Raw genomic sequence first — 25,033 nt, forward strand, 5'->3', positions numbered from 1 at the left:
ACAGCGGCTTTATCGGCAATTAGCTTTATCAAATAAAAACATAAAAGGGTAACAAAATGACATTCAATAAGATTTTTAAAGCAACTTGTTCTGTGGTGTTGTTAGGTTCGGTGTTGGCTTCTGCGCCGGCGCTGGCAGAAACTTCAATGTGGAAAGTGAGTAAAGGCGGAGACTACCTGTATATTGGCGGTACTGTGCATTTGTTACCCGAGTCTGCCTTTCCATTACCGGCAGAGTTTGATCAAGCCTATGCTGCAACTGACACGCTGGTGTTGGAAACCAAGATGCCAGAGCAAACCGATACCGAGCTGCAAACTGCCATGCTAAAAGCTATGTCTTACACCGATGGCCGCAGTTTATCTAAGGTGTTGTCGGCTGAGGTGTATCAGCAGTTAAGCGATTATTTTACCCCTTATGGCATCCAGCTAACACAGCTGGATGCTTATAAACCTGGTTTTGTGATGTTGCAAATGCTGGCATTGGAAATGATGAAAGCGCAAATGGCCGGCGACGGCGTAGACAGCCATTTTGATAAGCGGGCTAAGGCCGATGGCAAAACGCTGGCATATCTGGAAAGCGTCGAAAGCCAAATTAACCTGCTGGCCAATATGGGCGAGGGTTATGAAGATGCCTTTATAAAAATGAATCTGGTACAGGTAGAGGATTTTAAAAATTACTTTAATGCCATGATTGCGGCCTGGCGTGCCGGTGATATGACTGAATTGGACAAGCTAGTTGTCGTACCTGCCCGCGATTTAGATCCGGTGTTATATCAGTCGCTGTTCGTGCAGCGCAATACCGCCTGGCTGCCAAAAATAGAGCAGATGTTTGGCAATAGCAGTAAAGAGCTGGTGTTGGTAGGCGGCGGTCATTTGGCTGGCAATGACAGCGTACTGGCGTTGCTGAAAAAAGCAGGCTACAAGGTAGAGCACTTTAATTAGCTGCTTATAATGTAAACATTCAGCCAATCTTCACCCTGCCCCTGTAATCTGTAGCGTTATTCAGTAGAATAGCGCTATTAGGATGACAGGGGTTTTTCTTTTATGGCATTAAATGTAGTGATTCTGGCGGCCGGTAAAGGCACACGGATGAAATCAGACTTACCTAAGGTATTGCACAAAGTGGCTGAGCGGCCAATGGTGCAGCATGTAATTGACACTGCCCGCGCCTTGGGTGCGGCGAAACCGCAGCTGGTATACGGCTATGGTGCCGACGCCTTAAAAGCTGCGATGGGCGACCAACAGCTGCATTGGGTATTACAGGCTGAACAGCTGGGTACCGGCCATGCGGTGGCACAAGCTATACCCAATATTGCTGATGACGACACCGTGTTAGTGCTATATGGCGATGTGCCGTTAACCCGTTTAGAAACCCTGCAACAATTACTGGCCGTTAAACCGGCCAATGGCCTGGCAATTTTGACAGTTAACTTAGCTAACCCGACCGGCTATGGTCGCATTGTGCGCGACAACGGTAAAGTTGTCGGCATCGTTGAACAGAAAGATGCCACGCCCGAGCAACTGCAGATCACTGAAATTAACAGCGGCATTATGGCGCTACCGGGCAAGCAGCTGAAAAACTGGCTGGGTCGTTTATCTAACAGTAATGCGCAGGGCGAATACTATTTAACCGACGTTATCGCCATGGCGCACAGTGAAGGCGTAGACATTGCTACAGCGCAGCCACATAACGCAATGGAAGTGGAAGGCGCTAACAATCGTGTGCAACTGGCGGCGCTGGAACGGGCTTATCAGCTACGTAAGGCTGAGGAGCTAATGCTGGCGGGTGCTAACTTACGCGACCCGGCCCGGATTGACGTGCGTGGAGAAGTTAGCGTTGGCAATGATGTGATGATCGACATTAACGTGATATTTGAAGGCAGAGTTGTTCTGGGTAAAGGCGTAACCATTGGCGCCAACTGTATTTTAAAAGATTGTGTTGTTGCCGATAACACCGAAATTAAGCCAAATTCGATGATTGAAAAAGCCAACGTCGGTGCAAATTGTTCAGTTGGTCCTTACGCCCGTCTGCGACCAGACAGCGTTATGCTTGACGATAGCCATGTTGGCAATTTTGTTGAGATGAAAAAAACCACCCTGGGTAAGGGCTCTAAGGCCAACCATTTAACCTACCTGGGTGATGCGGTGATCGGCAGTAAAGTGAACGTTGGCGCCGGCACTATTACCTGCAACTACGATGGCGCAAATAAATTTGTCACCACTATTAAAGACGGCGCCTTTATTGGCTCCAATAGCGCCTTAGTGGCGCCGGTAACCGTTGGCGTAAACGCCACTGTTGGAGCTGGCTCGGTCTTGACCCGTGACGCTGCAGATGGTGAGTTGGTGGTAGCCCGCGCTAAACAGCGGCATATTGCCGATTGGCAACGGCCGGTAAAAATTAAAAAGTGAGTTAAAAAACAGCCCGCATTTGCGGGCTGTTTTGTTTAGGTTCAATATGATTAGTAGGTTGGGATCCCGGATCGGAAATTGCAACCGGTATAATTAATAACGGCTAATCCGCTTTATCTACCAGCACGGCTATAGCGCCATCGCCGGTAACGTTACAGGCAGTACCGAAGCTGTCTTGCGCCATATACAACGCTATCATCAGCGCTATTGCCGCTTCACCAAAGCCCAGCATGGAACCCAGCAAACCCACTGCCGACATTACGGCACCGCCTGGTACACCCGGTGCTGCCAGCATCACAACGCCCAGCATAAAGATAAATGGCAGTACGGTGAAAAACGACGGCATTTCCAGGCCGTTAACCATGGTTACTACTGCCATAGCGCAACTTACTATGGTAATGGTAGAGCCTGACAGGTGAATAGTTGCACATAAAGGTACGGTAAAGTTAGCGACATCCGGTTTAACGCCATTGGCTTTGGTTGCCTGCAGTGATACCGGTATGGTGGCAGCGCTGGACATGGTACCAAGCGCAGTAAAATAGGCTGGCAGCATGTTTTTAATCAGCGCAAAAGGTGACTTCCCGGCTTTAATACCAGCGATGCTGTAAAGGGTAATAATCCACACCCAATGCATAGCTACAGCCAGCAACAGCACTATGCCGAAGGTTTTTAATGTAGCAAAAACGGTACCTGCAGCAGCCATTTGGGCAAACTCACCGGCGATATAGACAGGCAGCAACGGGATAATGACCTTTTCTAGCATCAGCTGAATAACATCCCGGCCCTGATCCGATAATTGCTTTAACTGCTGCGCCTGAGTGGCCGCTATACCCAAACCAAAAATAAAGGCTAACACTAAGGCTGTCATTACGCTGATCGCCGGTGGAATATCCATCTCAATAAAGGCGGTTAAATGGGCAACATCAGCGCCAGTGGCCGCGCTGTTAGCTTGCGTCAGTAACGGCACAACCACGCTGGCTACCAAAAAGGCCAGGGTGCCGGCAATGATGGTGGATAAGTAGGCAAAGCCAACAGTGCGGCTGAGTAATTTACCCGAGTTGCGCGGTAATGCAGCAATACCACTGGTAATAAAGAATAAAATCAGCAGCGGAACGGTAAAAAACAATAACTCGCCGAACAGGCCTTTAAAAGTAATTAACAGGCGGGTTAAATCATGCGGAGCATACAGCCCGCACAGCATACCCAGTACAATACCGGCAATCAGTTTAAGTATTAGCGCCATACTCTTCTCGTTATAAAAGTTATCGTTATAAGTTGTGAAACCTCGAATGAATCGCCGCAGAGCATAACATAACTTCATGCCGCTGGGTGCTACATGCTGGTCTGCGGTGTTTCACGTGGAGCACAGTTGGTTCAGCAACAAGTCAGCTGGCACCAGGTAAGTTGCGATGTTAAATTAGTTTTCAGCAGAGGCTGTCACAGCGGTAGCCCAAACCTGTTTAAAAGGCCGTTATAGCTATGAGAAAAATTGTTTTGTTAGCCTGCGTCTTGCTTATTGCTGCCTGCAGCCAGTTGCAACAGATGTCGGCCTATACCGTAAGCGAGACTGACGTAGAGCAGTTGTTGCGTCAGCAAATTTCTAAGTTAACACGGCAGGCCCGAGTTGCCGGTATTCCGCTGAAAATGCAGGTAGACACTATGCAAGTGCAAATTGGCCCGGATAACTCTGACGTTGTGCGGCTAAATACCGCCGGCAGTGCGGTTTTGTCCTTATTTGGTTTAACTTATCCGGCCAGCCTGCAACTGCAGGTGGAAGGAGTGCCATATTATGATAGTGAGCAAAAGGCGATTTATTTGCGCTCGGTAAAGTTGCTGAATTCTGGCATTGAAGCCGCTGGTTATCGCGGCAATCTGGCACCGGTAAGCAATGAGCTGTTACAACTGGTAAATGGCTATCTGGCGAATAATCCGGTGTATAAACTGGATATGTCTAACCCGACAGTAAAACTAATCAGCGCTATGCCGCTGAATATGGCAGTGCAACAAGGCCGTATCAGTTTTACCCCCGGGAAAAACTAATACAGATCGCGCCGGTAACGGCCTTGCTGTTGCAGCAGCGCTAAACCGCCAGCGCCAACTGCCTGTAGCAATACCTGGTGCACGCCATCGCCCATGCCGTGCAGGCTGCCACAAACATAAATAGCCGCACCTTGTTCCAGCCACTGCAGTAAACGGCTTTGTTGCCCGGCTAGCAGGTGTTGTACATAGCGTTTTTCTGCCTGATCTTGTGAAAAGGCCAGGTCGCAGTGGCTGAGCATGCCTTGCTGCTGCCACAGCTGCAGATCACGGGCAAAAAAGCTGTCGAACTGTTGTTTGCGTTCGCCATACAGCAACCAGTTGCGGCTGTGGCCGCGTTGGGCTCTTTCGGCCAATAAAGCACGGATACCGGCAATGCCGGTGCCATTAGCAATAAAAATGATTGGCCTGTCATCATCCGGTAGATGAAAGCTGCTGTGACTACGCAAACGCAATTGCACCGGCTGCTGCTCCATGGCCCAGGCGGTAAGCCAGCCAGAGCCTACGCCCAGGCTGCCATCCGGTTGTTGCACCTGGCGCACCAACAACGTTAAATGGCCCTCTGCCGGCACCGAAGCGATCGAATAGCTGCGCAGTGGCAACAAGGGTTGTCTGGTTAGCCAATCCGCCAGCGTTTCGCCGGCACCCGGTGGCTGCACCTGATCTAGCTGCAGCTCTGCCAACGCCCAGCATAGTGGCACCTGGCGCTGACGGTAGCTGACACTTTGGCAGCCGTTAATCTGGTGCTTGGTCAACCATAAGGCGACATGGCATTTGCTGTTTTCCGGCTGGATATCGATTAAATCACCGGCTTGCCACTGGCTGTGTTCAGCCGGTTGCAGTTTTACGATATAGCAGGGTGCGCCACTGCTGCCAGGGTTTGCCACATAACGGCTAAGCAGCTGTGCGTGCTGCCAGGGTTGGCTAGTAGCGGGTGTTGCTGTAACAAGGCTGTGGCCACCGCTGATTTGTACCAGCATTTGTTGCCAGTGATTTAAGGCCGGGCTTTGCCGCTGGCTGCTGTCCAGCTCCAGTAATGGCTGCAATGCTTTGGCCTGGCTATGCGCCAGCCAGCCGTGCAGCCAGTGGCCAAAGGCACAAAACTGCTGGTAGCCGCGATCGCCCAGCGCCAGTACCGCATATTCTAATTGCTGAAAATTGTGCTGCCAGTGTTGCGCCAGCCGGTAAAACTGACTGGCGTTGTCTGGTGGCTCGCCCTCGCCATAGGTGCTAACAACAAACAAGGCCTTCTGATATTGCTGCAGTTGTTGTTGTGTTAACTGGTTAAGCTCTGCCAGCGTGACCCGGATACCCGCTTGTATTAGCTGGGTTGCGCTGTGGCTGGCCAGTTGTTGTGCCATACCCGACTGACTGGCGTAACCGATAAGCCAATGCGGCGCTGAGCTGTGGCTGGCAGCCTGGCGTTGTTGGCGCCATACCATTAACAGTCTTACTGCTAGCCCGGCTAAGGCCAGCTGACAGGCCAGCCACAATAACGCTGTAGCCGCATCAGCGTATGGCGCCTGTGGCAGGTAAAACCAGCACAGCAGTGTGAGCAGCAGCGCCAGCGCCATGTATTGTTCCAGCCAGGCAAAGCCGCGCAAAGGTGCAACCGGGCGGCAGGCTGCTTTTAAGCGCAGGCTGCTAACGGTGCACAGCAGTAATACGCCGTACAGCAGTACAGTGTGGTTAAGATTGGCAGGAACTTGGTACAGGCAGAATATCGCGCTGCATAACAACAGCAGGATCTGGAGTCGCTCCAGCGCGCTTTGCCAGCGAGATAGCATAATACCTTCCAATAAAAAGAAGGGGTGGCAAAACCCACCCCTTAACGTGCAAGACAAGTAAAACAACGACCAGAGAAGCCCATCCCGGGCCAGAACTACATGCGCTCCATCGCACTGGTTGAGAATATAATGCGAATAGTTCTCAATTGCAATGCTTCGGTTAAATTTTTCTCACTGGCGTTATAGCCAGCTCCGGCTAAAATTTAACAAATCTGCTGTGACAAAGGATTGAAGCCAGTGATACGGCTGTTATGTTGGAGTTTACTGGTGTTTTGCAGCTGGCGCTGTGTGGCTGATCTCACAGCCATTCCTGCTTATGCCCGCTTTACCCATTTGACTGAACGTCAGCCTGTCTCGCCTTTTGCAACCAGCATGGTGCAGGACAACCAGGGGTTTATATGGTTGGGCACGCACCACGGCTTGTATCGATTTGATGGCGTAACCCTGCAGCACTATCCGGCCGACAGTAGCAACCCAAACCGGCTGTCGTCGGACTGGATCACCAGCCTGCTGATCGATAATCAGGGTATGTTGTGGGTAGGTACCCGTTATGGCGGCTTAAACCGGCTTGACCCGGTTACCGAGCAGTTTCGCCGCTATCCCTGGCCTGACGGTCATGGCAGTAGCGAAATTACCGCTTTAGCATTAGATCAGAACGGCCAGCTGTGGGTGTCCGGTTACGGTGCCGGTGTAGCCAGGCTGACAGCGGATAACGCACAGCTGGCGTCTTTTATGCCAGAACAACTGGCCGAGTTTCGTTATATTAATCATCTGCTGGTGCATAACGACAACCTGTACCTGGCGCTGGGTGAAGCGCCGCAGCGGCGGCCCGGTAACGATTTCGCCGGTTTAGTCAGAGTGCAACTTGCTAACGGCCAACTGACTCACTGGCATCAACATAACTCTGCCCTGACATTGGATCATCTTACCCGTTTACGTTGGCTGCCATCGGGCCAGTTGGCGGCTGCCAGCTTTGGTGCCGGCCTTTGGTTACTGCAGGCCGATGACAGCCTGCAGCGTTTTGCTGCACCGGCCGAACTACAACACAGCCAGTTAACCGATATATTAGCAGACAAGCAGGGCGGACTCTGGCTTAGCACTTATGACAGTGGCGTCTGGCATTACCACAGCGCAAGCGGTATCTGGCGTCATTTCAGCCATGAGCCGATGCTGAGGTATGGCTTGCAAACGAATGCCGTTCTGGCCATGTATCTGGATAACGCCGACAGTTTATGGTTTGTCAGCCAAACCGGCTTTAGCCAGCTTAGCGCTTTTGCCCGCAAGGTAAAGGTACTACCGGCTGTGGCGGATAAAGACGGTTTACTTGGCAGCAATGATGTATTTGGTATAGACGCGGTGGCGCCGGATCGCATCTGGCTGGCAAACCGGGAGTCTGGGGTGGCGCGGTACAATCCACAAAGTGGTGAGTTGCTAAAATGGCCCCTGCCGCAACCGGCCAGTGGCATAGCACCGTCGCTGGCACGGGTAGTTAAGCAACTGGATGATACACTCTGGTTGGGTACCGATCATGGGCTGTTCCGGCTAATGCCGGATCAGCAATGGCAGCCGTTTCAGCTGCCGGTACCACGCCAGCCGCACATCAGCGCTATTTACCGTGATTCCCGCCAGCGCATCTGGCTGGGCAGCCGCACGGATGGCGTTTTTGTGATGGATAGCCGCTGGCAATTGCTGGCGCATTTTCATCCGGAAAACCCGGCGTATACACTGCCTTTTCATGTGGTAACGGTACTGTATGAGGACCAGTTTGGTGATATCTGGCTGGGTTCCGTCGATCAGGGCTTAGCGCGTATCTCAGCCTCTTTCGACACTATTCAGCACTGGCATCAGGCCATGCCGGCAGGCCAGGGCCCGGTCTACAACGGGGTGCAGGCACTACTGGAAGAAAATGGCCATTTATTTGTCCGCGCCGGCAACCTTAATCACCGGGTATTACGCCACCCGACACAGCCGCAGCGGATCCTGGGCTTTAAAGCGTACCGCGGCGCTGAAGACACAGATAGCGAATTGCAACAGGCAACCGCCTTTAATCTGATGTACCGTTTTGTCTGGTCGGCGGCGAACCAGGGCTTTATACAACTGACGGCCGGCCATGGCGTGCAGGAAGCGACCTGGATTGCTGCCAGTGCGGTTGCATTTGGAAATGTGTATCGCGGCGGGCGGCAAGGGCTGGATATTTACCCTTTACAGCTGGCCAAACATCAGCTGCCACCACCGGCATTAATGTTGTATCAACTGAGTATGTTTAATCAACCGGTGTTGCCCGGCCCCGACAGCCTGTTATCCCAGGCGTTAAGCCAAACAAAGCAGCTGACATTTAACCATTTGCAGGATATGTTCAGTTTACATTTTTCCGCGCCGGATTTTTTACAGCCGCAGCAATTAGAATATCGTTACCGCTTAGAAGGTTTCGACCGGGATTGGCTGGGGATCAGTGCAAACAACCGGGTGGCAACCTACACCCGTTTGCCGGCCGGTAACTATCAGTTTCAGTTAAGTGCCCGTTATCTGGGCGGCGTCTGGCAGCCGCCGCTTACGTTGCAGGTGTCGGTACTCCCTCCCTGGTGGCTAAGCTGGTGGTTTCTTAGTTTGTCAGTTGCGCTGACCCTGGCCGCCGTGGGTGGCGTTATTTTCTGGCGTTTTGATAATGAACGTTGTCACCGCCAGCAACTGGAGCGCGAAGTGCTGGCTCGTACCGAAGAAATTAAAACCCAGCACCAGGCATTACAAGACTCATACGCCGAGCTGAAAACGGCTCAACAGCAATTGGTTACGCAGGAAAAAATGGCGTCGCTCGGCGCCTTAGTTGCCGGTGTAGCGCACGAAATTAATACCCCGCTTGGTATCTGTGTTACGGCTACCAGCCATTTACACAATGAACTTGAGTTACTTAACAGCAGTTATCAGCAGGGTGGCATTCAAAAAAGCCAGTTTGAACGCTTTTTACAGCAATTTTCCGATGGCCTGAAGATTTTGCACAGCAATACCCGCCGTGCCGCCGATCTGGTGCAAAGCTTTAAGCAAGTGTCGGTCGATCAGTCCAGTGACAGTGTGCGCGACATCGAGCTGGTGGCTTATCTGCGGGACGTATTGCTGTCGCTGCAACCCAAGCTGCGCCAAATTGGTTGTAGTGTCGAGCTGGACACACCCGACACCCTCACTATGCATACCGACGCCGGCGCTATTGCGCAAATTATTACTAATCTGGTGGTAAACAGCCTACATCATGGCTTGCAGGCAACAGCCGCGCCAAAAATTTCGATTGTATTACATCTGGTTGAGGGCCAGCTGCAATTACTGTTCTACGACAACGGCTGCGGTATGAATGAGGCTGATTTGGCACGGCTATTCGATCCGTTTTTTACCACCAAGCGGCATCAGGGCGGTACCGGGCTGGGCAGCCATATTGTGTATAATCTGGTCACAGTGCGGTTAAAAGGCCAGATTACTGTCAGCAGCCCACCGGGTTTAGGTTTACAGTACTTTATACGTTTGCCGCTAAATATTTATGCTGGTCGCAACAGCTAACTTGCAAAAATAACAAACAACGTTAAAATAACTTTCGAAACGAAACATAAGCGGAAGTTATGAATAAACGTAACACTCAACAACGACGGCATTTAATTGTGAGTCAGCTTCAGCAGCAGGGCGAACTGTCGGTAGAGCAATTGGCCGAGCAATTTAATACCTCAGAAGTCACTATCCGCAAAGATTTGACGGTATTGGAGCAAGCAGGCTTATTGCTGCGCCGTTACGGTGGCGCTGTACCGGTACCGCAAGATTTTGTCAGCGATTCAAGCCTGGAAAAAGTTTCAAAGCGAAAGTTAGCCATTGCCAAAGCCGCTGCCGGCCTGATTAAAGATCACTACCGCATTATTATCGACAGCGGCCGCACCACCGCCGCGCTATTGCCTGAGCTGGCAACTAAGCGCGGCCTGGTGGTAATGACCAACTCGCTGGCTATTGCCAATGCGCTGCGCGAGCTGGAAAACGAGCCTACGCTGCTGATGACCGGCGGTACCTGGGATCCGCAGTCTGAAGCCTTTCAGGGCCAGCTGGCCGAGCAGATGCTACGCAATTACGACTTTGACCAGCTTTTTATCGGTGCCGACGGTATCGACTTAACGCGCGGCACCACCACCTATAATGAACTGTACAGTTTAAGCCGGGTGATGGCCGAAGTGGCGCGTGAAGTCATCGTCATGCTGGAGTCTGACAAACTGGGGCGCAAAATACATAACCTTGAGCTGCCCTGGGCCATGGTAAAGGTACTGATTACCGATGAAGGTTTAGCCGCGGCCGATGCCGCACAAATTGAACAACAGGGTGTGAAGGTAATCCGCGTTGCCGGATAACTTAGCGGCCTTTGACATAAATACATACTGATAACGGACTATTTGGAGAGAGCTTATGTGTGGCATAGTTGGCGCTGTAGCGCAGCGTGATGTAGTAGATATTCTGGTAGAAGGCCTGCGTCGCCTCGAGTACCGCGGTTATGACTCAGCCGGTGTGGCCGTGGTTACCGAAGCGGGCAACCTCACCCGTTTGCGCCGTTTAGGCAAAGTGAAAGAGCTCAGCGACGCGGTAGCAGCAAGCCCGGTTGTGGGCGGTACCGGTATTGCTCATACCCGTTGGGCCACCCATGGCGAGCCAAGCGAGCGCAATGCTCACCCGCATGTGTCCAGCAATATTACTGTGGTGCATAACGGCATTATCGAAAACCACGCGCCACTGCGTGAAGCATTAAAAGCCAAAGGCTATGTGTTTACCTCGGACACCGACACCGAAGTTATCGCCCATTTAGTGGAAGAAGAGTTAAAAGCCGCCGGTTCACTGTTAGCGGCGGTGCAAGCCACGGTTAAGCAGTTACATGGCGCTTACGGCACGGTATTGCTGGATAAAACCGACAGCAGCCGCGTGGTAGTGGCCCGCTCCGGCAGCCCGCTGGTAATTGGTTTAGGTATAGGTGAAAACTTTATCGCCTCCGATCAGCTGGCACTGCTGCCGGTAACGCGGCGTTTTATTTTCCTGGAAGAAGGCGATGTGGCCGAAATTACCCGCCACAGCGTGGCCATTTTCGATAAAGACGGCAATCCGGTAGAGCGTGAAGTACACGAATCGAATGTTAGCTACGACGCCGGCGACAAAGGCCAGTATCGCCACTTTATGCTTAAAGAAATCTACGAGCAGCCGCATGCGATAAACAACACACTGGAAGGCCGCTTAAGTGCCGACTCCGTGCTGGACGAAACCTTTGGTAACGGCGCAGCAGAGCTATTTAAACAGGTAAAACACGTGCAAATCGTCGCCTGTGGTACCAGCTATCACTCTGGTATGGTGGCACGCTACTGGTTAGAGTCGTTAGGCGGCATTTCCTGTAACGTTGAGATTGCCTCAGAATTCCGTTACCGCAAATCTTTTGTGCAGCCAAACAGCCTGCTGGTCAGTATTTCGCAATCCGGCGAAACGGCCGACACCTTAGCCGCGCTGCGTCTGGCTAAAGATGCCGGTTACTTAGGCAGCTTAACCATCTGTAACGTGGCTGGCTCATCCTTAGTACGTGAATCAGACCTGGCCTTTATGACCCGCGCCGGTGCCGAAATCGGCGTCGCCTCAACCAAAGCCTTTACTACGCAGTTGGTAGGCCTGGCCATGCTGACCATGGCGATTGGTAAGTACAACGGCTTAACCGCGGCGCAGCAGCGCGAGCTGACCGATGCGTTAAAGAGCCTGCCGGCTAAACTGGAGCAAACCTTAAGCCTGGCACCACAAATTGAAGCGCTGGCAGAAGAATTTGCCGATAAAAATCACGCCTTGTTCTTAGGCCGTGGCGATCAGTACCCCATCGCGATGGAAGGCGCATTAAAGCTAAAAGAAATCTCGTACATTCACGCCGAAGCCTATGCCGCCGGCGAGTTAAAGCACGGCCCGCTGGCGCTGATTGACGCAGAAATGCCGATTATCGTGGTGGCACCAAATAACGAGTTATTAGAAAAACTGCAATCGAACGTTGAAGAAGTACGCGCCCGTGGTGGTATTCTGTACGTCTTCGCCGACACCGACGCCCGCTTCCAGTCTGATGCCACCATGCGCGTTATCAACGTGCCGCACGTCGCCGACATCCTGGCACCTATCGTCTACACCCTGCCACTGCAGCTGCTTAGCTACTACGTTGCCATTATCAAAGGCACCGACGTAGACCAGCCGCGTAATTTGGCAAAGAGTGTTACGGTAGAATAATTTACACTTAAAAATAATATGGCCATCAACAGCTTACTGTGATGGCCTTTTTTATTTCCGTCTTGCCAGCGGTTAATTAACTGACTAAGTTAAAAGCTGTTTTCAACTCAGTGTGTATAAACAACTCTTTCGGAGGGTTTAGGTGCTTGATGTAATTGAAATCCAGCAAAAAGCCAGTCAGGGCCGAACTGAACCTTATCTGTGCCGTTTATCTGACAACAAGCGCTACTACGTAAAAGGGCCTCAGGCAGGTGCCAAGGGTTTAATCAATGAAGCAGTGTGTGCTTATCTTGGCAGTGCTTTGCAACTGAATGTGCCTGCACACTGTTGCGCCCATCTACCGCAAGGATTATTACGTTTCGATGAGGGTGCCAGCCGTGTTTTGGGGCTGGCGATAGCATAGTATTTGCGTCAGAGCTGATACCTGACCTGTTAGAAGTAACAGCAACCAGTGCAGTCTCTATACCAGAGCAATGCGCCCGAGATCTGTTTCTGTTTGATTACTGGATTAGAAATGAAGATCGCACCATGACGGAAAGCGGCGGCAACCCAAACTTATTTTATCGCGCAGCGTCAAAGCAATATGTAGTGTTGGACCATAATTTAGCTTTTGATAGCGGCTATAATTTCAAAGCTAATGCCAAGCTACACGTAGCTTACAATGCGTGGTTTGGTTCACAACATGATGCACTCTGGCAAGCGCATTACAGTGCGAAACTAGCCATTGCGTTGCAAGGGCTGGCCCAGTATGCTGCCACTTTACCGGTTGTATGGCTGGAAGACGCGCCAGGTTATCTGGCAGAAATAAACGACACACTATCTTTGTTTAACAGCGACGAATTTTGGGAGGTACTGATATGAAAACACTGTATCAGTATGCAATAGTACGGTTTTTACCTCATGTTGAGACGGGCGAATTTGCTAACGTCGGCATAGTGCTGTGCGCCCCGGAATTAGGCCTGTTCGATTTTCGTCTGGCACCAAGCCGTTTTGCCCGTGTAACAGACTTCTTTGAAGACCTTGAAGGCAAGCTTTACAAAGCCACACTGCAAACGGTAGAACAAGAGCTGCAAAGGCTACAAACTTATGTCACCCGGCTTACTGCAAAAGAGTTAGCGCAGCAGATGCAGGAAGTGGTGCGGCCAAGAGAAACCCTGATACGCTACTCTGAACTGCGTTCTTTATATTTGGAGCAAAAGCCAGCGGCCGTGCTTGAACAATTGTTTGAGCGGTTAGTACACCGTACTTTCCTGATCGAAGAGTATCAGGAAAGCCTGATGGTTAAGGTAATTCGACAGCAGTTAAAAGATGAAAAGCTAACGCATTTTAAGCAGGATAAAATTCACGACAACTTTATTGAAGTGACGTTGCCGTTGGTGGCGAAAGCCAACGATGTTTTTGTGATTAGGCCATTAGCCTTTCGTCACCAAACCGCTATTCGCGTGTTTGACCATGCTGAGCAATGGCTTGGCCGCTTTCGCCGGCTGGTAAATCATAATGTGTTGCACAAGGAGCATATTCTGCTGCCATTACAAGGGCCAACCAGTAACGACTGCAAATTGCTCGGCGCATTTAAAGAAGTAGAGCGCGAACTGGCAGCCTTTGGCGTGCAAACCCTGGACCACAACGACAAAGATGGCATTAGCCGCTTCGCCAAACAGGCTTTAATGCCAGACGCTTTTAAACTGCAGTAATCCTACCCAATCCAAGGTCCCTGAAATTCGGGGCCTTGCTACATCTTGCTTACCCCTGTACCAAAAAGTGCTTTGCTTTTTCCGCTGTCTGGCTTAGTTTAAAGCCATTACATTAAAAGGACTTAGTGCCATAAGCAGTAAAGGGAAGTTATGACCAGCCGTTCTTACGCCATTTTCGAAACCGGCATGCAAGATGTCGCCAAGCTGATACAGCTGTTCGACAATTTGGAATCACCAGAACAACGCCAGCAATACGAAGTGCTTAAACGCGCAGCTTTAGTAATGACGACTACTGCATGGGAAACTTATATTGAAGCCTTTGCCGTTGAGCAGGTTGACGCCAAGTTAGCTAATTCAGAAGATGAATTTACCAAGGCGTATATTCGACGCAGGCTGGATCACGAAATTAACCGCTTACATAACCCGACATCTGAAAAAGTGAAAAAGCTGTTCGTCGAATTTTTGGGTGTGGATATTACAGAATCTTGGCGCTGGAACAATTACACGCCAAAAGATGCTAGAGAAAGGTTAGATAAATGGCTAAAAATGCGCGGGGATGCCGTTCATCAAGTGTGCCAGAGCTTTGATCCAAAAAATGCACATTTAGTAAAAAGAGAAGATCTTGACAAAGCAGTGAGATTTTTTACAGATCTAGCATTGGTTACAGAAAATAATTGCTGAAAAAGCAAACTAGTGCTAGCTTAAAAACAAGTTTGAAAAATAATTAAAAACAATTACCATATGCCCCCAAAATAAGGGCCGGTGAGGAAAAAATGACAAACTTACCCCAAAACAACGTTTGTAATTCTCAAACTTCTTCGGTTAAGCCTAAACCGGAAAATAACATTATTTTGTTTAAATCTCAGAGCAAAATTAATGTTGATAAGCGTAAGAAAGCTGAGCAAGCTATCATCGAAAATGCCAATAAATTTTATTGGTAAATTTGCCTATTTGTAATACATTTCCCTATATGCAAATATAGGGAAATGCGTTATGTCAACTTTGTCTGTTAAACCAAAACCACAAACAATAGCCACGAACTCATCAAATGTTAGCTCAATTAAAACTATCTCCGGGAGACAATCAAAAGAGCTTATTATAGGTTTCTGTGGTGCAATTGGGGCTGGAATCAAAACTGTAAAGAGGACAACGAAAAAACAACTTGAGCAATTGGGTTATGAAGTTATTGATATAAGAATGAGTCAGTTAATGGATAGATTTCCAGAATCTGCTCCTTATGCTAAAAAAGCAAAAGAGTCTGCATTTGAAAGATATAATCAGTATCAAAATTTAGGTGACTTTTTAAGAGAAAAATATTCTCCTCAACTTCTCGCCGAAGCTGCGATAAATGAAATCGCTGTTAACAAGCAAATGAAGCGAGATGTAAACGATATGCTTCAAGCAGACGAAGCGAAAGTCGCATATCTATTAGACCAGCTGAAAAACCCTGCCGAGTTAGAGTTGTTTCGCCTTGTTTATCCAAATAATTTTTATTTGATTGGTGTTATCAGACCGGAAGATGAAAGGTCTAGAAATCTTCTTGAAGAAGGTGTTGAACATCCAAAAATATCAAATTTGATTCAAAGAGATAAAAAGTCAGCTGGCAATAATGGCCAAAATACAGAAAAGACAATTTTAGATTCAGATATCTTTATTCTAAATACACATAATCACCTCAAGCATCTTCAAAGCAGTATTGATAGGTTTATAAAACTAATTCATGGTGTTAATGGAATAACTCCAACATCTCATGAAAAAGGTATGTTTGCTGCGTTTTCGGCATCTTTGCAATCTGCTTGTTTATCAAGACAGGTCGGAGCGGCTATAACCGACAACGAGGGTAATGTTATTGCTCTCGGTAAAAATGATGTTCCAAAACCATTTGGCGGGCTATACAGTGCAGATGACGGAGAGAAAGATCATCGCTGTATACATAAAGGTGGCAAGTGCTATAACGATACTCATAAGTTTAAAATAAAAAATAAAATCAAGTTGTTGCTTGAAAAGGCAAATGTAGAAAATTTTGAAGAATTGACAGATGAAATTTGTAGTTCAGGTATTTCTTCTTTAATTGAGTTTTCTAGATCTATTCATGCAGAGATGGATGCAATAACTTCAATAGCAAGAAGTGGTAAATCATCGACACAAAATTCTATTTTATATACCACGACATACCCTTGTCATAATTGTGCGAGACATATCGTTGCCGCTGGTATTGTTAAAGTATTCTACATTCAACCTTATGAAAAAAGTCTTGCTTTAGATTTACATGATGATGCGATTAGTTCAGGAAAAGACTCGGCAAAAGTAATTTTTGAAGCTTTTGAGGGAGTTTCTCCCAGAAGGTATTCAAAATTCTTTTTCCCTTCAGCCGAGAGAAAAGACTCGTTAGGCAAAGCCGTTGCCATAACTACTAAATATAAACACCATGTAGATATTCAATTTCTTGATAGTTATCAAGACTATGAAAAAAGAATATCAAGAGATTATTTAAAAAAACTTAATCCAGAAGGCTGATTATACATTCCGTGATGTAAAAGATGGTTGTGGATTTAATTGTTTCACAATAAATCGTGATTTAGGGGAAGCTTAACTGTATAGTTCGTTGCTTCTATCTCACCAAAGCACTTGTTTTGACACTGCCTGCCACAAAATGATCGGCACTGTGGCTGGCAGGGTAATTAGCGCCAAATTTGTAAAGCTTTTGTTGTAAAACTGCATCAGTGCCTGCTGGTGCTGTGTTGGCAGCGCCGATTCTAGGCTTTTTTGTCTGATTTTCGTTCAATTTTTTGCAGTGTTCATTTTTCATGAACAATTAAGATAAATGAACGCTAAGCTTGCTAGTGTGTTCAATTTGTTCTATTGTTCATTAATATTGAACTTATTACGAAAATGAACAAATGGATGATTTACTGCATCAGGTAGCAGATGTTTTAACGAAAAACACGCATTTGAAGGTTGAAGTCAGGCTTGGGCGCAATGCCATTGATGGCTGGTTAACAGTTTGCTGCGCTGAACAAAAATATACCTGGCAAGTGGAGGCTAAAAATCGGCTGACCCGACCAGTGCTGGCAAAGCTGATTTTTCAGGACCAAATACTGGGAAATGGTGAAAGTGTAGTAGTTGCACCTTATATCAATGAGAACCTTGCTGAACTTTGTCGCGAAAAGCAGGTTAACTTTGCCGATCTGGCGGGTAATGCTTATCTGTTCCGCCCACCGCTATATGTCGATATTCGCGGCAGTAAGCCGATACCAGAGCACCAAGCACAAGTTAGCCGCCAGTTAACTGGTAAGGCGTTTCAGCCAAAAGGCGTGAAGTTAGTGATGCTGCTTTTGCTAAAGCCAGAAATGGTTAATCAACCGATGCGGGTTATAGCCAATCAAGCCGAGATAGCTTTGGGCACTGTGAAGCAAGTGCTTGATGATCTTAAACAGCTCGGTTTTATCGTAGATAAAGGCAAAGGCGGAAAAGTTTTGGCGGAAATAGAGCTATTGCTCACGCGTTGGCTTGATGCTTATCCGCACAATCTGGCAGGCAAGCTAAAGCATGCTTTCTATACTGTTGATGATTTAAGCCTAATCAAAAATAGCAATTTAGCGCAGTACAATGCGCTGTGGGGAGGAGAAGTAGCCGCAGAGGCTTACACCCACTATCTGAAACCCAAAAAGCACTTGATATATGCCGATCAGATTGCGCAGAAAGCCTTGTTAAAAGATTTCAGGTTAAGAAAGTTAAGGCCGAATGAGGGGGAGGACAACGCCTTAGAGCTGGTGGAACCTCCCATTGCTATTGAGAAACTCAGAGGAACAAAGCCTGACATGGCGAACCCGTTACTGGTTTATGCAGAGTTATTAATGAGTAACGATCCGCGCAATCTGGAAACCGCTCAAAGGCTATATCATGACTATCTCGCTTGATTTGACCAATAAACTCCCTGCAGGGATAGTTGAGGTGTATTGCCGGATACACCAGGTAGCTATTGCATTAGATATTCCCATTTTAATAGTGGGCGCTACGGCGCGAGATATTATTCTGGTGCATGGATTTGGTGCTGCCATTGAACGCGGTACCCGAGACGTTGATTTTGGTATTGAAGTACAAAGCTGGCAACACTATCAGGCACTGCAACAGGCGCTGCAACAAGCGGGGTTTAACGCGCATCCACACAAAGCGCATCGTTTTAGCACTCATGATCGTGCAGGCATGCCCTGGGAAATAGACTTGATTCCATTTGGCAACGTGAGTGACCCGCAGGGGCAAATACTATGGCCTCCTGCTGATGATATTGCGATGACGGTTCTTGGTTTTGCTGAGGCTTATGCAACCGGATGGAACATTATTCTGACTGGAGATCCGCGCTTTGTGATAAAGGTTGCTTCGCCTGCTGGAATCTTGCTACTCAAACTTATTGCCTGGATTGAGCGCGGGCAAGAGTTTCAAGGCAAAGATGCGTCAGATATTTATTACTTAATCAGACACTACAGCAAGATCCCATCGGTTTATGATTTGCTCCATGTACAAGGCTACATGGAAGCTCAGGATTACGATGATATAAAAGCCAGCGCGATGAAGCTCGCTGATGAGGTAAACGCTATGGCTCATCCTTTGACACTTACTTATCTGCACATTCAGCTTTTAGACGATGCCGTAAAACGTGAAAGGTTGGTGGCAGATATCGCAAAGTACTCTCGCATTGAGTATGAATATGCTGACTCTTTGATAAAAATCGTTGGCGAAGGTTTGTCGAAACTTCAAGACTAGCGCAAGGCGAGCCAACCTCACCACAGTGTTTGTTTTGACACGGCCAGCCACATAATCACCAGCAGGGTGGCTGGTAGCGTGATCAGCGCCAGATTGGTAAAGCCTTTATGGTAAAACTGTACCAGCGCCTGCTGGCGTGCTGTTAAGGCGTTACCGGCGCTGCGCCTGGCGATTAGCCGGTTTACCTTCCAGTTACCCAGCCAGATATCGACAATTTCCAGCGGCACTATGATTAACAGTACCAGCCACAGCTTTTGCTGCAACCACGGCATGCTGATAAAGCCAAACATAAAGGCCATAGTAGCGCCGCTTAGCAGCAGGGTGACTAAAGCGATATGTTCCAGTGTTAAGGTCCAGAAAAACACCCGGTACACTTTGGCGGTGGCGGCGGATAGCTCGCCTTCTTGCTGCTGCATATAACGCAGCACCAGCCAGGAACCCAACGCCGGGCCTGACCACATCACCAGTGAGCCAAGATGAATAACCTTAAGCGCGGCGTACATATTTTGTACCCCACAATTTCCAGCTGATAAGCACAAACCAGCCGGTACTTAACACCATACTGGCAGCGGTAAAATATTCCGCCAGTTTCAGCTGCTGTAGCGCAATTGCCACCGATAACCCCAAGCCCAGCAGCCAGGCGACTATGCCGGGATATAGCCACGGTTTTAATGCCGGTTGTTGCTTTAGCAGCGCCAGCGTTAGCAGCATGCCGCCGATATTGTATAAGCCGTTACCCAAAAAGCCGGTAAGGTGCATGGCAAGTAAGTCAATATACTGCAACAAGGCCAGTTCAGTAACTGCAATATGCGGCATAACAAAAGCGTACAGGGTTTCAGCCATCAGATCGGGTGCCATGCCCAGTGCTACCAACAACACCCCATACTGGCGGGCGACACCCGGTTGCAGTTCGGTAGACAACATTACAGCAAATGCCAGTAAACTCAGGGCGGCGGCCATCCAGCTTAGCCAGCCCCATTGCCATAACGTCAGGTTGTTATTGATGTAATTAAGCCGGGTAGCAAGGTCATCACCTACCGGCAAGCCTGGCCGCATCGGGCCGTTCATCATCAGGCAGGCAATAAAAATCAGCAGGGCAATTAAAAGCGTGGCGTAAAAGTAATGTTGTTTAGTCATCTCTGGTCAGCACTTCCAGCAGTTCAATTTCAAAAATCAGATTGCTGTTTGGAGGGATCATGCTGCCAATCTGGCGCTCGCCGTAGGCCAGTTCAGCTGGTACCCAGAGTTTGCGTTTGCCGCCGGTTTTCATGCCTTTTAGGCCTAAAATCCAGCCCTGAATCACGCGGTTATTGCTTAGCACAATTTGAAATGATTCGCCGCGCTTGTAGGAGGAGTCAAACTCGGTGCCATCTTCTAACCAGCCGCGGTAATGGGCGGTGATCAGTGCGCCACGCTCGGCAGCTTTACCGGTGCCTTCGGTTAAATCTTCAATTTTTACTTCAGCAGTCATAATGCTTACGGCGTTTGTTTATTTTGCCGCAGTATAACGCGTAGGTAGGGCGGTTTGTTAGTAAAAAAGCCGGGAAAAAGGACGGTAATATCAGTGTGCTGTGGCAGAAACAACAAGGGCGGTAATATCAGTGTGCTGTGGCAGAAACAACAAGGGCGTAATCTTTTGAATTACGCCCTTTGCGGTTGTATGAGCCTTTGCCCTTCTTCGCCTTTACCACTCTGGTTTGAAACAACTTGCTGGTGACTAAGGCCTTTATCGCATTATCGCGGATTTCGCCGCGGCCATGCTCGGCTGCTGCTGGTTTACTCATCGTGCTACTCCTGTTGAAAAAACGCGCAAAGTGTAACTGCGCGGTTAGGTTAGAGCAAGTGCATTAAGTTCCATTTACGTTACCAGGTTAGCTACCTTTGTAGTTGGCTTCTAATTCCAGTCGTTGTGGTTTACGCGCCCCCCAGCGATAGCCGCCTGGGGCTGCTATCTGGCCATGGCGCGCTGGCTGTAATATCTGCAGCCTTTGTCAGGTATTTGATAACACCTGCATAGGTATAGGCGTGGCTTAGTGTTGTAAATAAGTTAACTTGGACCGTCATTGTTATAAACGTTGCGCCAATTGCCCGGCTTGCTTAAGCCAGCGTTGGCGCTGCACGGCTGTGGAGCTAATTACCGGCCCCAGCATCAGGCTCTTTAGCGGCCTAATACCGCAAAAGGCTAAAGTAGTACGGCTGATTTGTTGCAAACCCGGTGCGCGGTATATCCAGCGAAAGTACCAGGGCGGGGTGTCCATGGTCAGCAGCAAATGCGCAGTTTTGCCCGTCAAAAGTGGTTGCGGGTATTTTTTACCTGGCTGGTATTTAAAGGCAAAGCCAGGCAGTAACACCCTATCCAGAAAGCCTTTCAGCAATGCTGGCACGCTGCCCCACCAAATGGGATATACCAGGCTAATATGCTCTGCCCATAGCAGATCAGCCTGTGCCGACTGTAAATCCTGCTCCAGTGGCAGTGCATTGCCATAGCCCGGCAACACCGGGTTAAAATTCAGCTTGTCCAGTTGCAGCCATCTTACGTGATGGCCTGCCGCTGTTGCGGCATCAGCATAGGCTGAGGCTAACGCCTGGCCCAGCCGTTCGGCGTCGCTGTGCACGCTGATAATCAATACCTTTTTACTGCTCATGTTGCTGCTCCGTTAGGCTAAGTTGTACCTGTCGAAGTGCAGCATACAGTCTGCCCTTTAGGGCAGAGTCAAGCGCAGGCTGTTAGCGGTGGCGGCGGTACCAGGCTGGCGCATTGCATTATGTCCTGCATAGCCAGTTGCAGCTGCTGCTCTAACTGCTGCAGGCGCGTAATTTCTATTTGCACGGCCGCCTGTTTGTTTGCCAGATGCTGCAATAACGCCGGCCAGTTGGGGGCTGTGGCATCCGGGCCTAACACCTGGTTTAATTCGGCCAGACGAAACCCCAACTGCTGTGCCTGACGGATGAGTATAATTTGGTTTAGCTGGCTGGCACTGTAATAGCGATACACGCCTTTACGCTCTACCTTACCCAGTAAGCCTAAGGCCTCATATAACCGCACTGCTTTTGCCGACGCGCCGGTTTGCTGTGTTACTGCGCCAATATACATGTGCGTCCTTAGTTGGTAGTGTGCCGCTGCGCGGTATTAATCATCCCGCGTTAGCACTTCCAACAGCTCAATTTTAAACAGTAGATTACTCGTGCTGTGGCACCTTGTTATTGGGTAACTCATACCATAGTTCTTGCCGGTGCAAAGGCACATCGGCGGGTAGCAGCGGATTTTGCAGGTTAAACACGCGGCGCTGCTTAACATTAAGTCGCTGCAACAAGCCACCGTAGTAGCGCTCAAACAATTGGTTTAAAGCGCCATCAGTTTGGGCTTTTTCCAGGCCACATAATAAGGCTTCGGCCAACCCGGAGTTGTCTTTGGCAACGTAAAAATAGGTTGCTGTCGGGTAATACAGCAGGATGTGTGGGTCAACCTGCAAATTAAGCTCTGCGTGTTCGGCCTGGTTTTGCAGCACTTCCAGCACCGAGCGCGGGAAGTAATCAATGCGGCCCAGTGCAAGCATCTTGTACAAACCCTCTACGTCGCTGACCGGTTCAACATTAAAGCGGTTGGCCTGTAAAATGGCGGTGTCGCTCCAGCTGATATATTGGCCCACTCTGAGTTTCGCCAACGCTGCGACACTATGCGTCTGTGACAGTTTGCTTTGATCACTAACCAATGCAATTCGAAGGCCCATTAAGCCGCGTAAAATCGGAAATGGCACCGCCTGATAGTGTTCCAGCCGTTCGGTGCTGGCGCTGCCGTACATAATATCAATGCCTGCTTTGGCATTCATCAGATCAAAGGCGCGCTTTTTCGGTAAATCCAGGCCAGATGCCTGTAATTGATACTGCGCCGCACAGGGGTAGCTAAGCGCCAGTTGCAACAGTTCAACATAGTAATCCTGCCTTGGATGGCCAGGATAGTGTACCGCGGTTTTGCCACCGGCCTGGGCTATGCCTTGGGCTGGCAACAACGCGCTATACAACGGTAGCCATAGTAACACCGACCAGTGGCGCCAGCGGCTGGGTTGCGATAAAAATGAGCTCAGTGCGTGCACGGTAGCCAAAATGTAAACAGACATAGCACTAAGTATGCACCAAGTCGGCGCCCGGCTCCAAGGTGGTATGCACGTTGACCTAAGGCAGCGGTTGAAAAACCATCAGCCGCTTGTTAAAAACGTCTGATAGCTTCGGTTATGGCTAACCTGCTGATACTGATACCCTAACTTATCCAGATAAGCCGCTATATCGTTATGGCTGGCGGCTTCAAAACCGGCCAGCACGTCGCCGGTGGCTGCGCCGTGGTTACGATAATGAAACAGCGTGATGTTGCAGTGTTCGCCCAGGGTGTTTAAAAAATTCATCAAGGCTCCCGGGTATTCCGGAAAGTTAAACTGATACACCTGCTCCTGTAACTGGCGTGGTGGCATACCACCTACCATATGCCGCACATGCAGCTTGGCCAGCTCGTCGTCGGACAGATCCTGGTAATCATAGCCAGCTTTGCTAAGTAGCTCTTTTACCGTGTTTAGCTCCTGCTGGCCATGGCGCAGTTTAATGCCGACAAAGATATGGGCTTTATTATCACTGGCGTAGCGGTAGTTAAACTCGGTAATGGCCCGGCCGCCCAGTGTTTGGCAAAAACGGCGGAAACTGCCTTTTTCTTCCGGAATAGTTACCGCAAACACTGCTTCTTTTTTCTCGCCCAGCTCGCAGCGCTCAGACACATAGCGCAGGGTATCAAAGTTTAAATTGGCGCCGCTTAATACCGCAGCAAACTGCTGCGGTTTGGCTAAGGTACTGTTTTTCAGCTGCTGGCTGTATTTTTTCAGCCCAGCCAGTGCCAGTGCGCCGGCGGGCTCTGCTACGGCGCGTAAGTCATCAAAGATATCTTTAATCGCGGCGCAGATTTCATCGCTGCTAACCGTAATAACTTCATCGCAAAAGCGTCTGGCCAGATTAAAATTTTCTGTGCCGATGCGTTTTACCGCTACGCCGTCAGCAAATAAGCCAACCCGCTCCAGCGTTACCGGCTCGCCGGCATTAAGTGCGGCTTTTAAACAGGCGGCATCTTCCGGCTCTACACCTATTACTTTGACATTCGGCTGTATGGCTTTGATATACACCGCCATACCGGCCAGTAAGCCACCGCCGCCAACCGGAATAAACACGGCGTTTAGCTGGTTGTGCTGGCTAAGCAGCTCTTTGGCAACAGTGCCCTGGCCGGCAATCACGTCGCTGTCATCAAACGGCGGTATATACACCGCGCCTTCGGTGTTGGCCAGGTTAATGGCGTAGCTGTTGGCTTCATCAAAAGCGGTGCCATGCAGCACCACATTGCCGCCCAAAGCTTTTACTGCCGCGACTTTGATCTCTGGCGTGGTGATCGGCATAACGATAGTGGCGTTAAGGCCTAATTTGCTGGCAGATAACGCCACACCCTGGGCATGGTTGCCGGCTGACGCGCACACTACGCTTGCATCTGGGCTTTGCTGTTGCACTTTGTGCAGTTTATGAAAAGCACCGCGCAGTTTAAACGAGTACACCGGCTGTTTATCTTCACGTTTTAGCAGCACATTGTGGCCCAGTCGCTGGCTGAGCTTTGCCATGGCATCCAGCGGGGTTTCTACCGCAGCCTGATATACCGGCGACAGCAAAATCTCACGCAGATACTGCTGCATTAACTCGGTATCTGTCTGTGTTGTTTGTACTGTTGCCAGGTTGTTCATTGTTGCTCCACTGCTGTTAATTCATCAAACGCGTCAGGTTCAAACTCAGCGACAAGGAAATACTTTCTTCGCCGCCTTCAACAGCACGTCCCTGTGCTGTCTCAGCCTGCGCGGCATCCCTGCCGCTGCTACGAAAGTACACCTTGTCCCTTCGTCTCAAGTTATGCTGCTTGTACCATCCGCAAAGCTTAAGTATCAAGCGCAGACGGGTAACAGCTAAGCGGGGCGTCTCCAGCAGGGATGCTGGAGAGGAGTTTACATGGACGTATTTACAACGTCCCCGCGTGTTGTTACCTGTTGTAGCCTGCGACTCATGTTAA

The 25,033-nt window shown here is 49.3% G+C and carries 26 protein-coding genes; 14 read left to right on the plus strand and 12 right to left on the minus strand.

Features of this window, described 5'->3' with window-relative positions; genetic code table 11:
* The first annotated feature begins 56 nt into the window (after positions 1-56).
* Together MN202_RS07590 and glmU are read left to right on the plus strand one after the other, a co-directional pair.
* Entirely contained in the window at positions 57-941 is an 885-nt protein-coding gene (locus tag MN202_RS07590) for a TraB/GumN family protein (protein ID WP_335735494.1), read from the plus strand.
* Positions 942-1,043: 102 nt separating this feature from the next.
* Positions 1,044-2,408 carry a bifunctional UDP-N-acetylglucosamine diphosphorylase/glucosamine-1-phosphate N-acetyltransferase GlmU gene (glmU, locus tag MN202_RS07595; protein ID WP_335735495.1) on the plus strand — a complete coding sequence of 455 codons (1,365 nt, stop codon included), beginning with the start codon at positions 1,044-1,046 and terminating at the stop codon, positions 2,406-2,408.
* 103 nt (positions 2,409-2,511) lie between these two features.
* On the opposite strand, the gene MN202_RS07600 is transcribed toward glmU, so the two are convergent.
* Positions 2,512-3,651: a dicarboxylate/amino acid:cation symporter gene (locus MN202_RS07600; RefSeq protein WP_335735496.1), complete on the minus strand. Its 1,140-nt coding sequence runs from the start codon at positions 3,649-3,651 to the stop codon at positions 2,512-2,514.
* 236 nt (positions 3,652-3,887) lie between these two features.
* Between MN202_RS07600 and MN202_RS07605 the strand changes: the two genes are divergently transcribed.
* On the plus strand, positions 3,888-4,448 hold the full coding sequence (locus tag MN202_RS07605) for a YceB family lipoprotein (protein ID WP_335735497.1): 561 nt from the start codon (positions 3,888-3,890) through the stop codon (positions 4,446-4,448).
* Here the strand turns inward: MN202_RS07605 and MN202_RS07610 are convergent.
* Entirely contained in the window at positions 4,445-6,232 is a 1,788-nt protein-coding gene (locus tag MN202_RS07610) for a flavodoxin domain-containing protein (protein ID WP_335735498.1), read from the minus strand. The two genes, MN202_RS07605 and MN202_RS07610, sit on opposite strands and share 4 nt — an antisense overlap.
* 288 nt (positions 6,233-6,520) lie before the next feature.
* On the opposite strand from MN202_RS07610, the gene MN202_RS07615 reads away from it, so the two are divergent.
* From MN202_RS07615 to MN202_RS07655, 9 genes are all read left to right on the plus strand, one after another.
* Complete coding sequence (locus tag MN202_RS07615) at positions 6,521-9,778, plus strand: sensor histidine kinase (RefSeq protein ID WP_335735499.1); 3,258 nt, start codon at positions 6,521-6,523, stop codon at positions 9,776-9,778.
* Positions 9,779-9,837: 59 nt separating this feature from the next.
* Positions 9,838-10,605 (plus strand): DeoR/GlpR family DNA-binding transcription regulator, encoded by a 768-nt coding sequence (locus MN202_RS07620; RefSeq protein WP_335735500.1) that lies wholly within the window; start codon positions 9,838-9,840, stop codon positions 10,603-10,605.
* 55 nt (positions 10,606-10,660) lie between these two features.
* A complete protein-coding gene (gene glmS / locus MN202_RS07625; protein WP_335735501.1) occupies positions 10,661-12,490 on the plus strand; it encodes a glutamine--fructose-6-phosphate transaminase (isomerizing) in 1,830 nt (609 codons plus the stop codon).
* A 142-nt stretch (positions 12,491-12,632) separates the two neighbouring features.
* Positions 12,633-12,893 carry a HipA family kinase gene (locus MN202_RS07630; RefSeq protein ID WP_335735502.1) on the plus strand — a complete coding sequence of 87 codons (261 nt, stop codon included), beginning with the start codon at positions 12,633-12,635 and terminating at the stop codon, positions 12,891-12,893.
* Positions 12,894-12,919: 26 nt separating this feature from the next.
* A complete protein-coding gene (locus tag MN202_RS07635) occupies positions 12,920-13,351 on the plus strand; it encodes a HipA family kinase (protein WP_335735661.1) in 432 nt (143 codons plus the stop codon).
* Positions 13,348-14,184: a DUF3037 domain-containing protein gene (locus tag MN202_RS07640; RefSeq protein WP_335735503.1), complete on the plus strand. Its 837-nt coding sequence runs from the start codon at positions 13,348-13,350 to the stop codon at positions 14,182-14,184. The genes MN202_RS07635 and MN202_RS07640 overlap by 4 nt, the downstream gene beginning before the upstream one ends.
* Before the next feature lie 150 nt (positions 14,185-14,334).
* On the plus strand, positions 14,335-14,865 hold the full coding sequence (locus MN202_RS07645) for a HEPN domain-containing protein (protein WP_335735504.1): 531 nt from the start codon (positions 14,335-14,337) through the stop codon (positions 14,863-14,865).
* Positions 14,866-14,957: 92 nt separating this feature from the next.
* Positions 14,958-15,125: a hypothetical protein gene (locus MN202_RS07650; RefSeq protein ID WP_335735505.1), complete on the plus strand. Its 168-nt coding sequence runs from the start codon at positions 14,958-14,960 to the stop codon at positions 15,123-15,125.
* 52 nt (positions 15,126-15,177) lie between these two features.
* The gene (locus MN202_RS07655) at positions 15,178-16,701 is read left to right on the plus strand and encodes an anti-phage dCTP deaminase (RefSeq protein ID WP_335735506.1); all 1,524 of its coding nucleotides are present in this window, start codon (positions 15,178-15,180) and stop codon (positions 16,699-16,701) included.
* 94 nt (positions 16,702-16,795) lie between these two features.
* Here the strand turns inward: MN202_RS07655 and MN202_RS07660 are convergent, their stop codons facing one another.
* Positions 16,796-16,993 (minus strand): hypothetical protein, encoded by a 198-nt coding sequence (locus MN202_RS07660; RefSeq protein ID WP_335735507.1) that lies wholly within the window; start codon positions 16,991-16,993, stop codon positions 16,796-16,798.
* Between the two features lie 91 nt (positions 16,994-17,084).
* Here MN202_RS07660 and MN202_RS07665 point away from each other — a divergent pair, with 91 nt between their 5' ends.
* Together MN202_RS07665 and MN202_RS07670 are read left to right on the plus strand one after the other, a co-directional pair.
* Positions 17,085-18,104 carry a type IV toxin-antitoxin system AbiEi family antitoxin gene (locus MN202_RS07665; protein WP_335735508.1) on the plus strand — a complete coding sequence of 340 codons (1,020 nt, stop codon included), beginning with the start codon at positions 17,085-17,087 and terminating at the stop codon, positions 18,102-18,104.
* Entirely contained in the window at positions 18,088-18,948 is an 861-nt protein-coding gene (locus tag MN202_RS07670) for a nucleotidyl transferase AbiEii/AbiGii toxin family protein (RefSeq protein ID WP_335735509.1), read from the plus strand. The genes MN202_RS07665 and MN202_RS07670 overlap by 17 nt, the downstream gene beginning before the upstream one ends.
* Positions 18,949-18,965: 17 nt before the next feature.
* Here MN202_RS07670 and MN202_RS07675 read toward each other — a convergent pair whose 3' ends face one another.
* The 9 genes from MN202_RS07675 to MN202_RS07715 form a co-directional block, all read right to left on the minus strand.
* A complete protein-coding gene (locus MN202_RS07675; RefSeq protein WP_335735510.1) occupies positions 18,966-19,451 on the minus strand; it encodes a DUF2269 family protein in 486 nt (161 codons plus the stop codon).
* Positions 19,435-20,085 carry a hypothetical protein gene (locus tag MN202_RS07680; protein ID WP_335735511.1) on the minus strand — a complete coding sequence of 217 codons (651 nt, stop codon included), beginning with the start codon at positions 20,083-20,085 and terminating at the stop codon, positions 19,435-19,437. The genes MN202_RS07675 and MN202_RS07680 overlap by 17 nt, the downstream gene beginning before the upstream one ends.
* A complete protein-coding gene (locus tag MN202_RS07685; protein WP_335735512.1) occupies positions 20,078-20,419 on the minus strand; it encodes an FKBP-type peptidyl-prolyl cis-trans isomerase in 342 nt (113 codons plus the stop codon). Before MN202_RS07685 ends, MN202_RS07680 begins: the two co-directional genes overlap by 8 nt.
* 127 nt (positions 20,420-20,546) lie before the next feature.
* Complete coding sequence (locus tag MN202_RS07690) at positions 20,547-20,732, minus strand: alternative ribosome-rescue factor A (RefSeq protein ID WP_335735513.1); 186 nt, start codon at positions 20,730-20,732, stop codon at positions 20,547-20,549.
* Between the two features lie 282 nt (positions 20,733-21,014).
* Positions 21,015-21,593 carry an NAD(P)H-dependent oxidoreductase gene (locus MN202_RS07695; protein WP_335735514.1) on the minus strand — a complete coding sequence of 193 codons (579 nt, stop codon included), beginning with the start codon at positions 21,591-21,593 and terminating at the stop codon, positions 21,015-21,017.
* A 68-nt stretch (positions 21,594-21,661) separates the two neighbouring features.
* Positions 21,662-22,042: a MerR family transcriptional regulator gene (locus tag MN202_RS07700; protein ID WP_335735515.1), complete on the minus strand. Its 381-nt coding sequence runs from the start codon at positions 22,040-22,042 to the stop codon at positions 21,662-21,664.
* Between the two features lie 85 nt (positions 22,043-22,127).
* Positions 22,128-23,066, minus strand: a complete 939-nt coding sequence (locus MN202_RS07705) for a substrate-binding periplasmic protein (RefSeq protein WP_335735516.1) — start codon at positions 23,064-23,066, stop codon at positions 22,128-22,130.
* A gap of 78 nt (positions 23,067-23,144) precedes the next feature.
* The gene (ilvA, locus tag MN202_RS07710) at positions 23,145-24,713 is read right to left on the minus strand and encodes a threonine ammonia-lyase, biosynthetic (RefSeq protein WP_335735517.1); all 1,569 of its coding nucleotides are present in this window, start codon (positions 24,711-24,713) and stop codon (positions 23,145-23,147) included.
* 16 nt (positions 24,714-24,729) lie between these two features.
* On the minus strand, positions 24,730-24,873 hold the full coding sequence (locus tag MN202_RS07715; protein WP_335735518.1) for a hypothetical protein: 144 nt from the start codon (positions 24,871-24,873) through the stop codon (positions 24,730-24,732).
* Between the last annotated feature and the right edge of the window lie 160 nt (positions 24,874-25,033).

The sequence above is a fragment of the Rheinheimera muenzenbergensis genome (assembly GCF_036984005.1).
GTDB lineage: Bacteria > Pseudomonadota > Gammaproteobacteria > Enterobacterales > Alteromonadaceae > Alishewanella > Alishewanella muenzenbergensis.

Coding starts and splice junctions, on each gene's coding strand:
- MN202_RS07605 (WP_335735497.1), top strand. CDS start 3,888: ATGAGAAAAATTGTTTTGTTAGCCTGCGTCTTGCTTATTGCTGCCTGC.
- MN202_RS07620 (WP_335735500.1), top strand. CDS start 9,838: ATGAATAAACGTAACACTCAACAACGACGGCATTTAATTGTGAGTCAG.
- MN202_RS07660 (WP_335735507.1), bottom strand. CDS start 16,993: ATGAAAAATGAACACTGCAAAAAATTGAACGAAAATCAGACAAAAAAG.
- ilvA (WP_335735517.1), bottom strand. CDS start 24,713: ATGAACAACCTGGCAACAGTACAAACAACACAGACAGATACCGAGTTA.
- glmS (WP_335735501.1), top strand. CDS start 10,661: ATGTGTGGCATAGTTGGCGCTGTAGCGCAGCGTGATGTAGTAGATATT.
- MN202_RS07610 (WP_335735498.1), bottom strand. CDS start 6,232: ATGCTATCTCGCTGGCAAAGCGCGCTGGAGCGACTCCAGATCCTGCTG.
- MN202_RS07675 (WP_335735510.1), bottom strand. CDS start 19,451: ATGTACGCCGCGCTTAAGGTTATTCATCTTGGCTCACTGGTGATGTGG.
- glmU (WP_335735495.1), top strand. CDS start 1,044: ATGGCATTAAATGTAGTGATTCTGGCGGCCGGTAAAGGCACACGGATG.
- MN202_RS07680 (WP_335735511.1), bottom strand. CDS start 20,085: ATGACTAAACAACATTACTTTTACGCCACGCTTTTAATTGCCCTGCTG.
- MN202_RS07600 (WP_335735496.1), bottom strand. CDS start 3,651: ATGGCGCTAATACTTAAACTGATTGCCGGTATTGTACTGGGTATGCTG.
- MN202_RS07700 (WP_335735515.1), bottom strand. CDS start 22,042: ATGTATATTGGCGCAGTAACACAGCAAACCGGCGCGTCGGCAAAAGCA.
- MN202_RS07590 (WP_335735494.1), top strand. CDS start 57: ATGACATTCAATAAGATTTTTAAAGCAACTTGTTCTGTGGTGTTGTTA.
- MN202_RS07640 (WP_335735503.1), top strand. CDS start 13,348: ATGAAAACACTGTATCAGTATGCAATAGTACGGTTTTTACCTCATGTT.
- MN202_RS07645 (WP_335735504.1), top strand. CDS start 14,335: ATGACCAGCCGTTCTTACGCCATTTTCGAAACCGGCATGCAAGATGTC.
- MN202_RS07685 (WP_335735512.1), bottom strand. CDS start 20,419: ATGACTGCTGAAGTAAAAATTGAAGATTTAACCGAAGGCACCGGTAAA.
- MN202_RS07705 (WP_335735516.1), bottom strand. CDS start 23,066: ATGTCTGTTTACATTTTGGCTACCGTGCACGCACTGAGCTCATTTTTA.
- MN202_RS07655 (WP_335735506.1), top strand. CDS start 15,178: ATGTCAACTTTGTCTGTTAAACCAAAACCACAAACAATAGCCACGAAC.
- MN202_RS07690 (WP_335735513.1), bottom strand. CDS start 20,732: ATGAGTAAACCAGCAGCAGCCGAGCATGGCCGCGGCGAAATCCGCGAT.
- MN202_RS07665 (WP_335735508.1), top strand. CDS start 17,085: ATGGATGATTTACTGCATCAGGTAGCAGATGTTTTAACGAAAAACACG.
- MN202_RS07650 (WP_335735505.1), top strand. CDS start 14,958: ATGACAAACTTACCCCAAAACAACGTTTGTAATTCTCAAACTTCTTCG.
- MN202_RS07670 (WP_335735509.1), top strand. CDS start 18,088: ATGACTATCTCGCTTGATTTGACCAATAAACTCCCTGCAGGGATAGTT.
- MN202_RS07695 (WP_335735514.1), bottom strand. CDS start 21,593: ATGAGCAGTAAAAAGGTATTGATTATCAGCGTGCACAGCGACGCCGAA.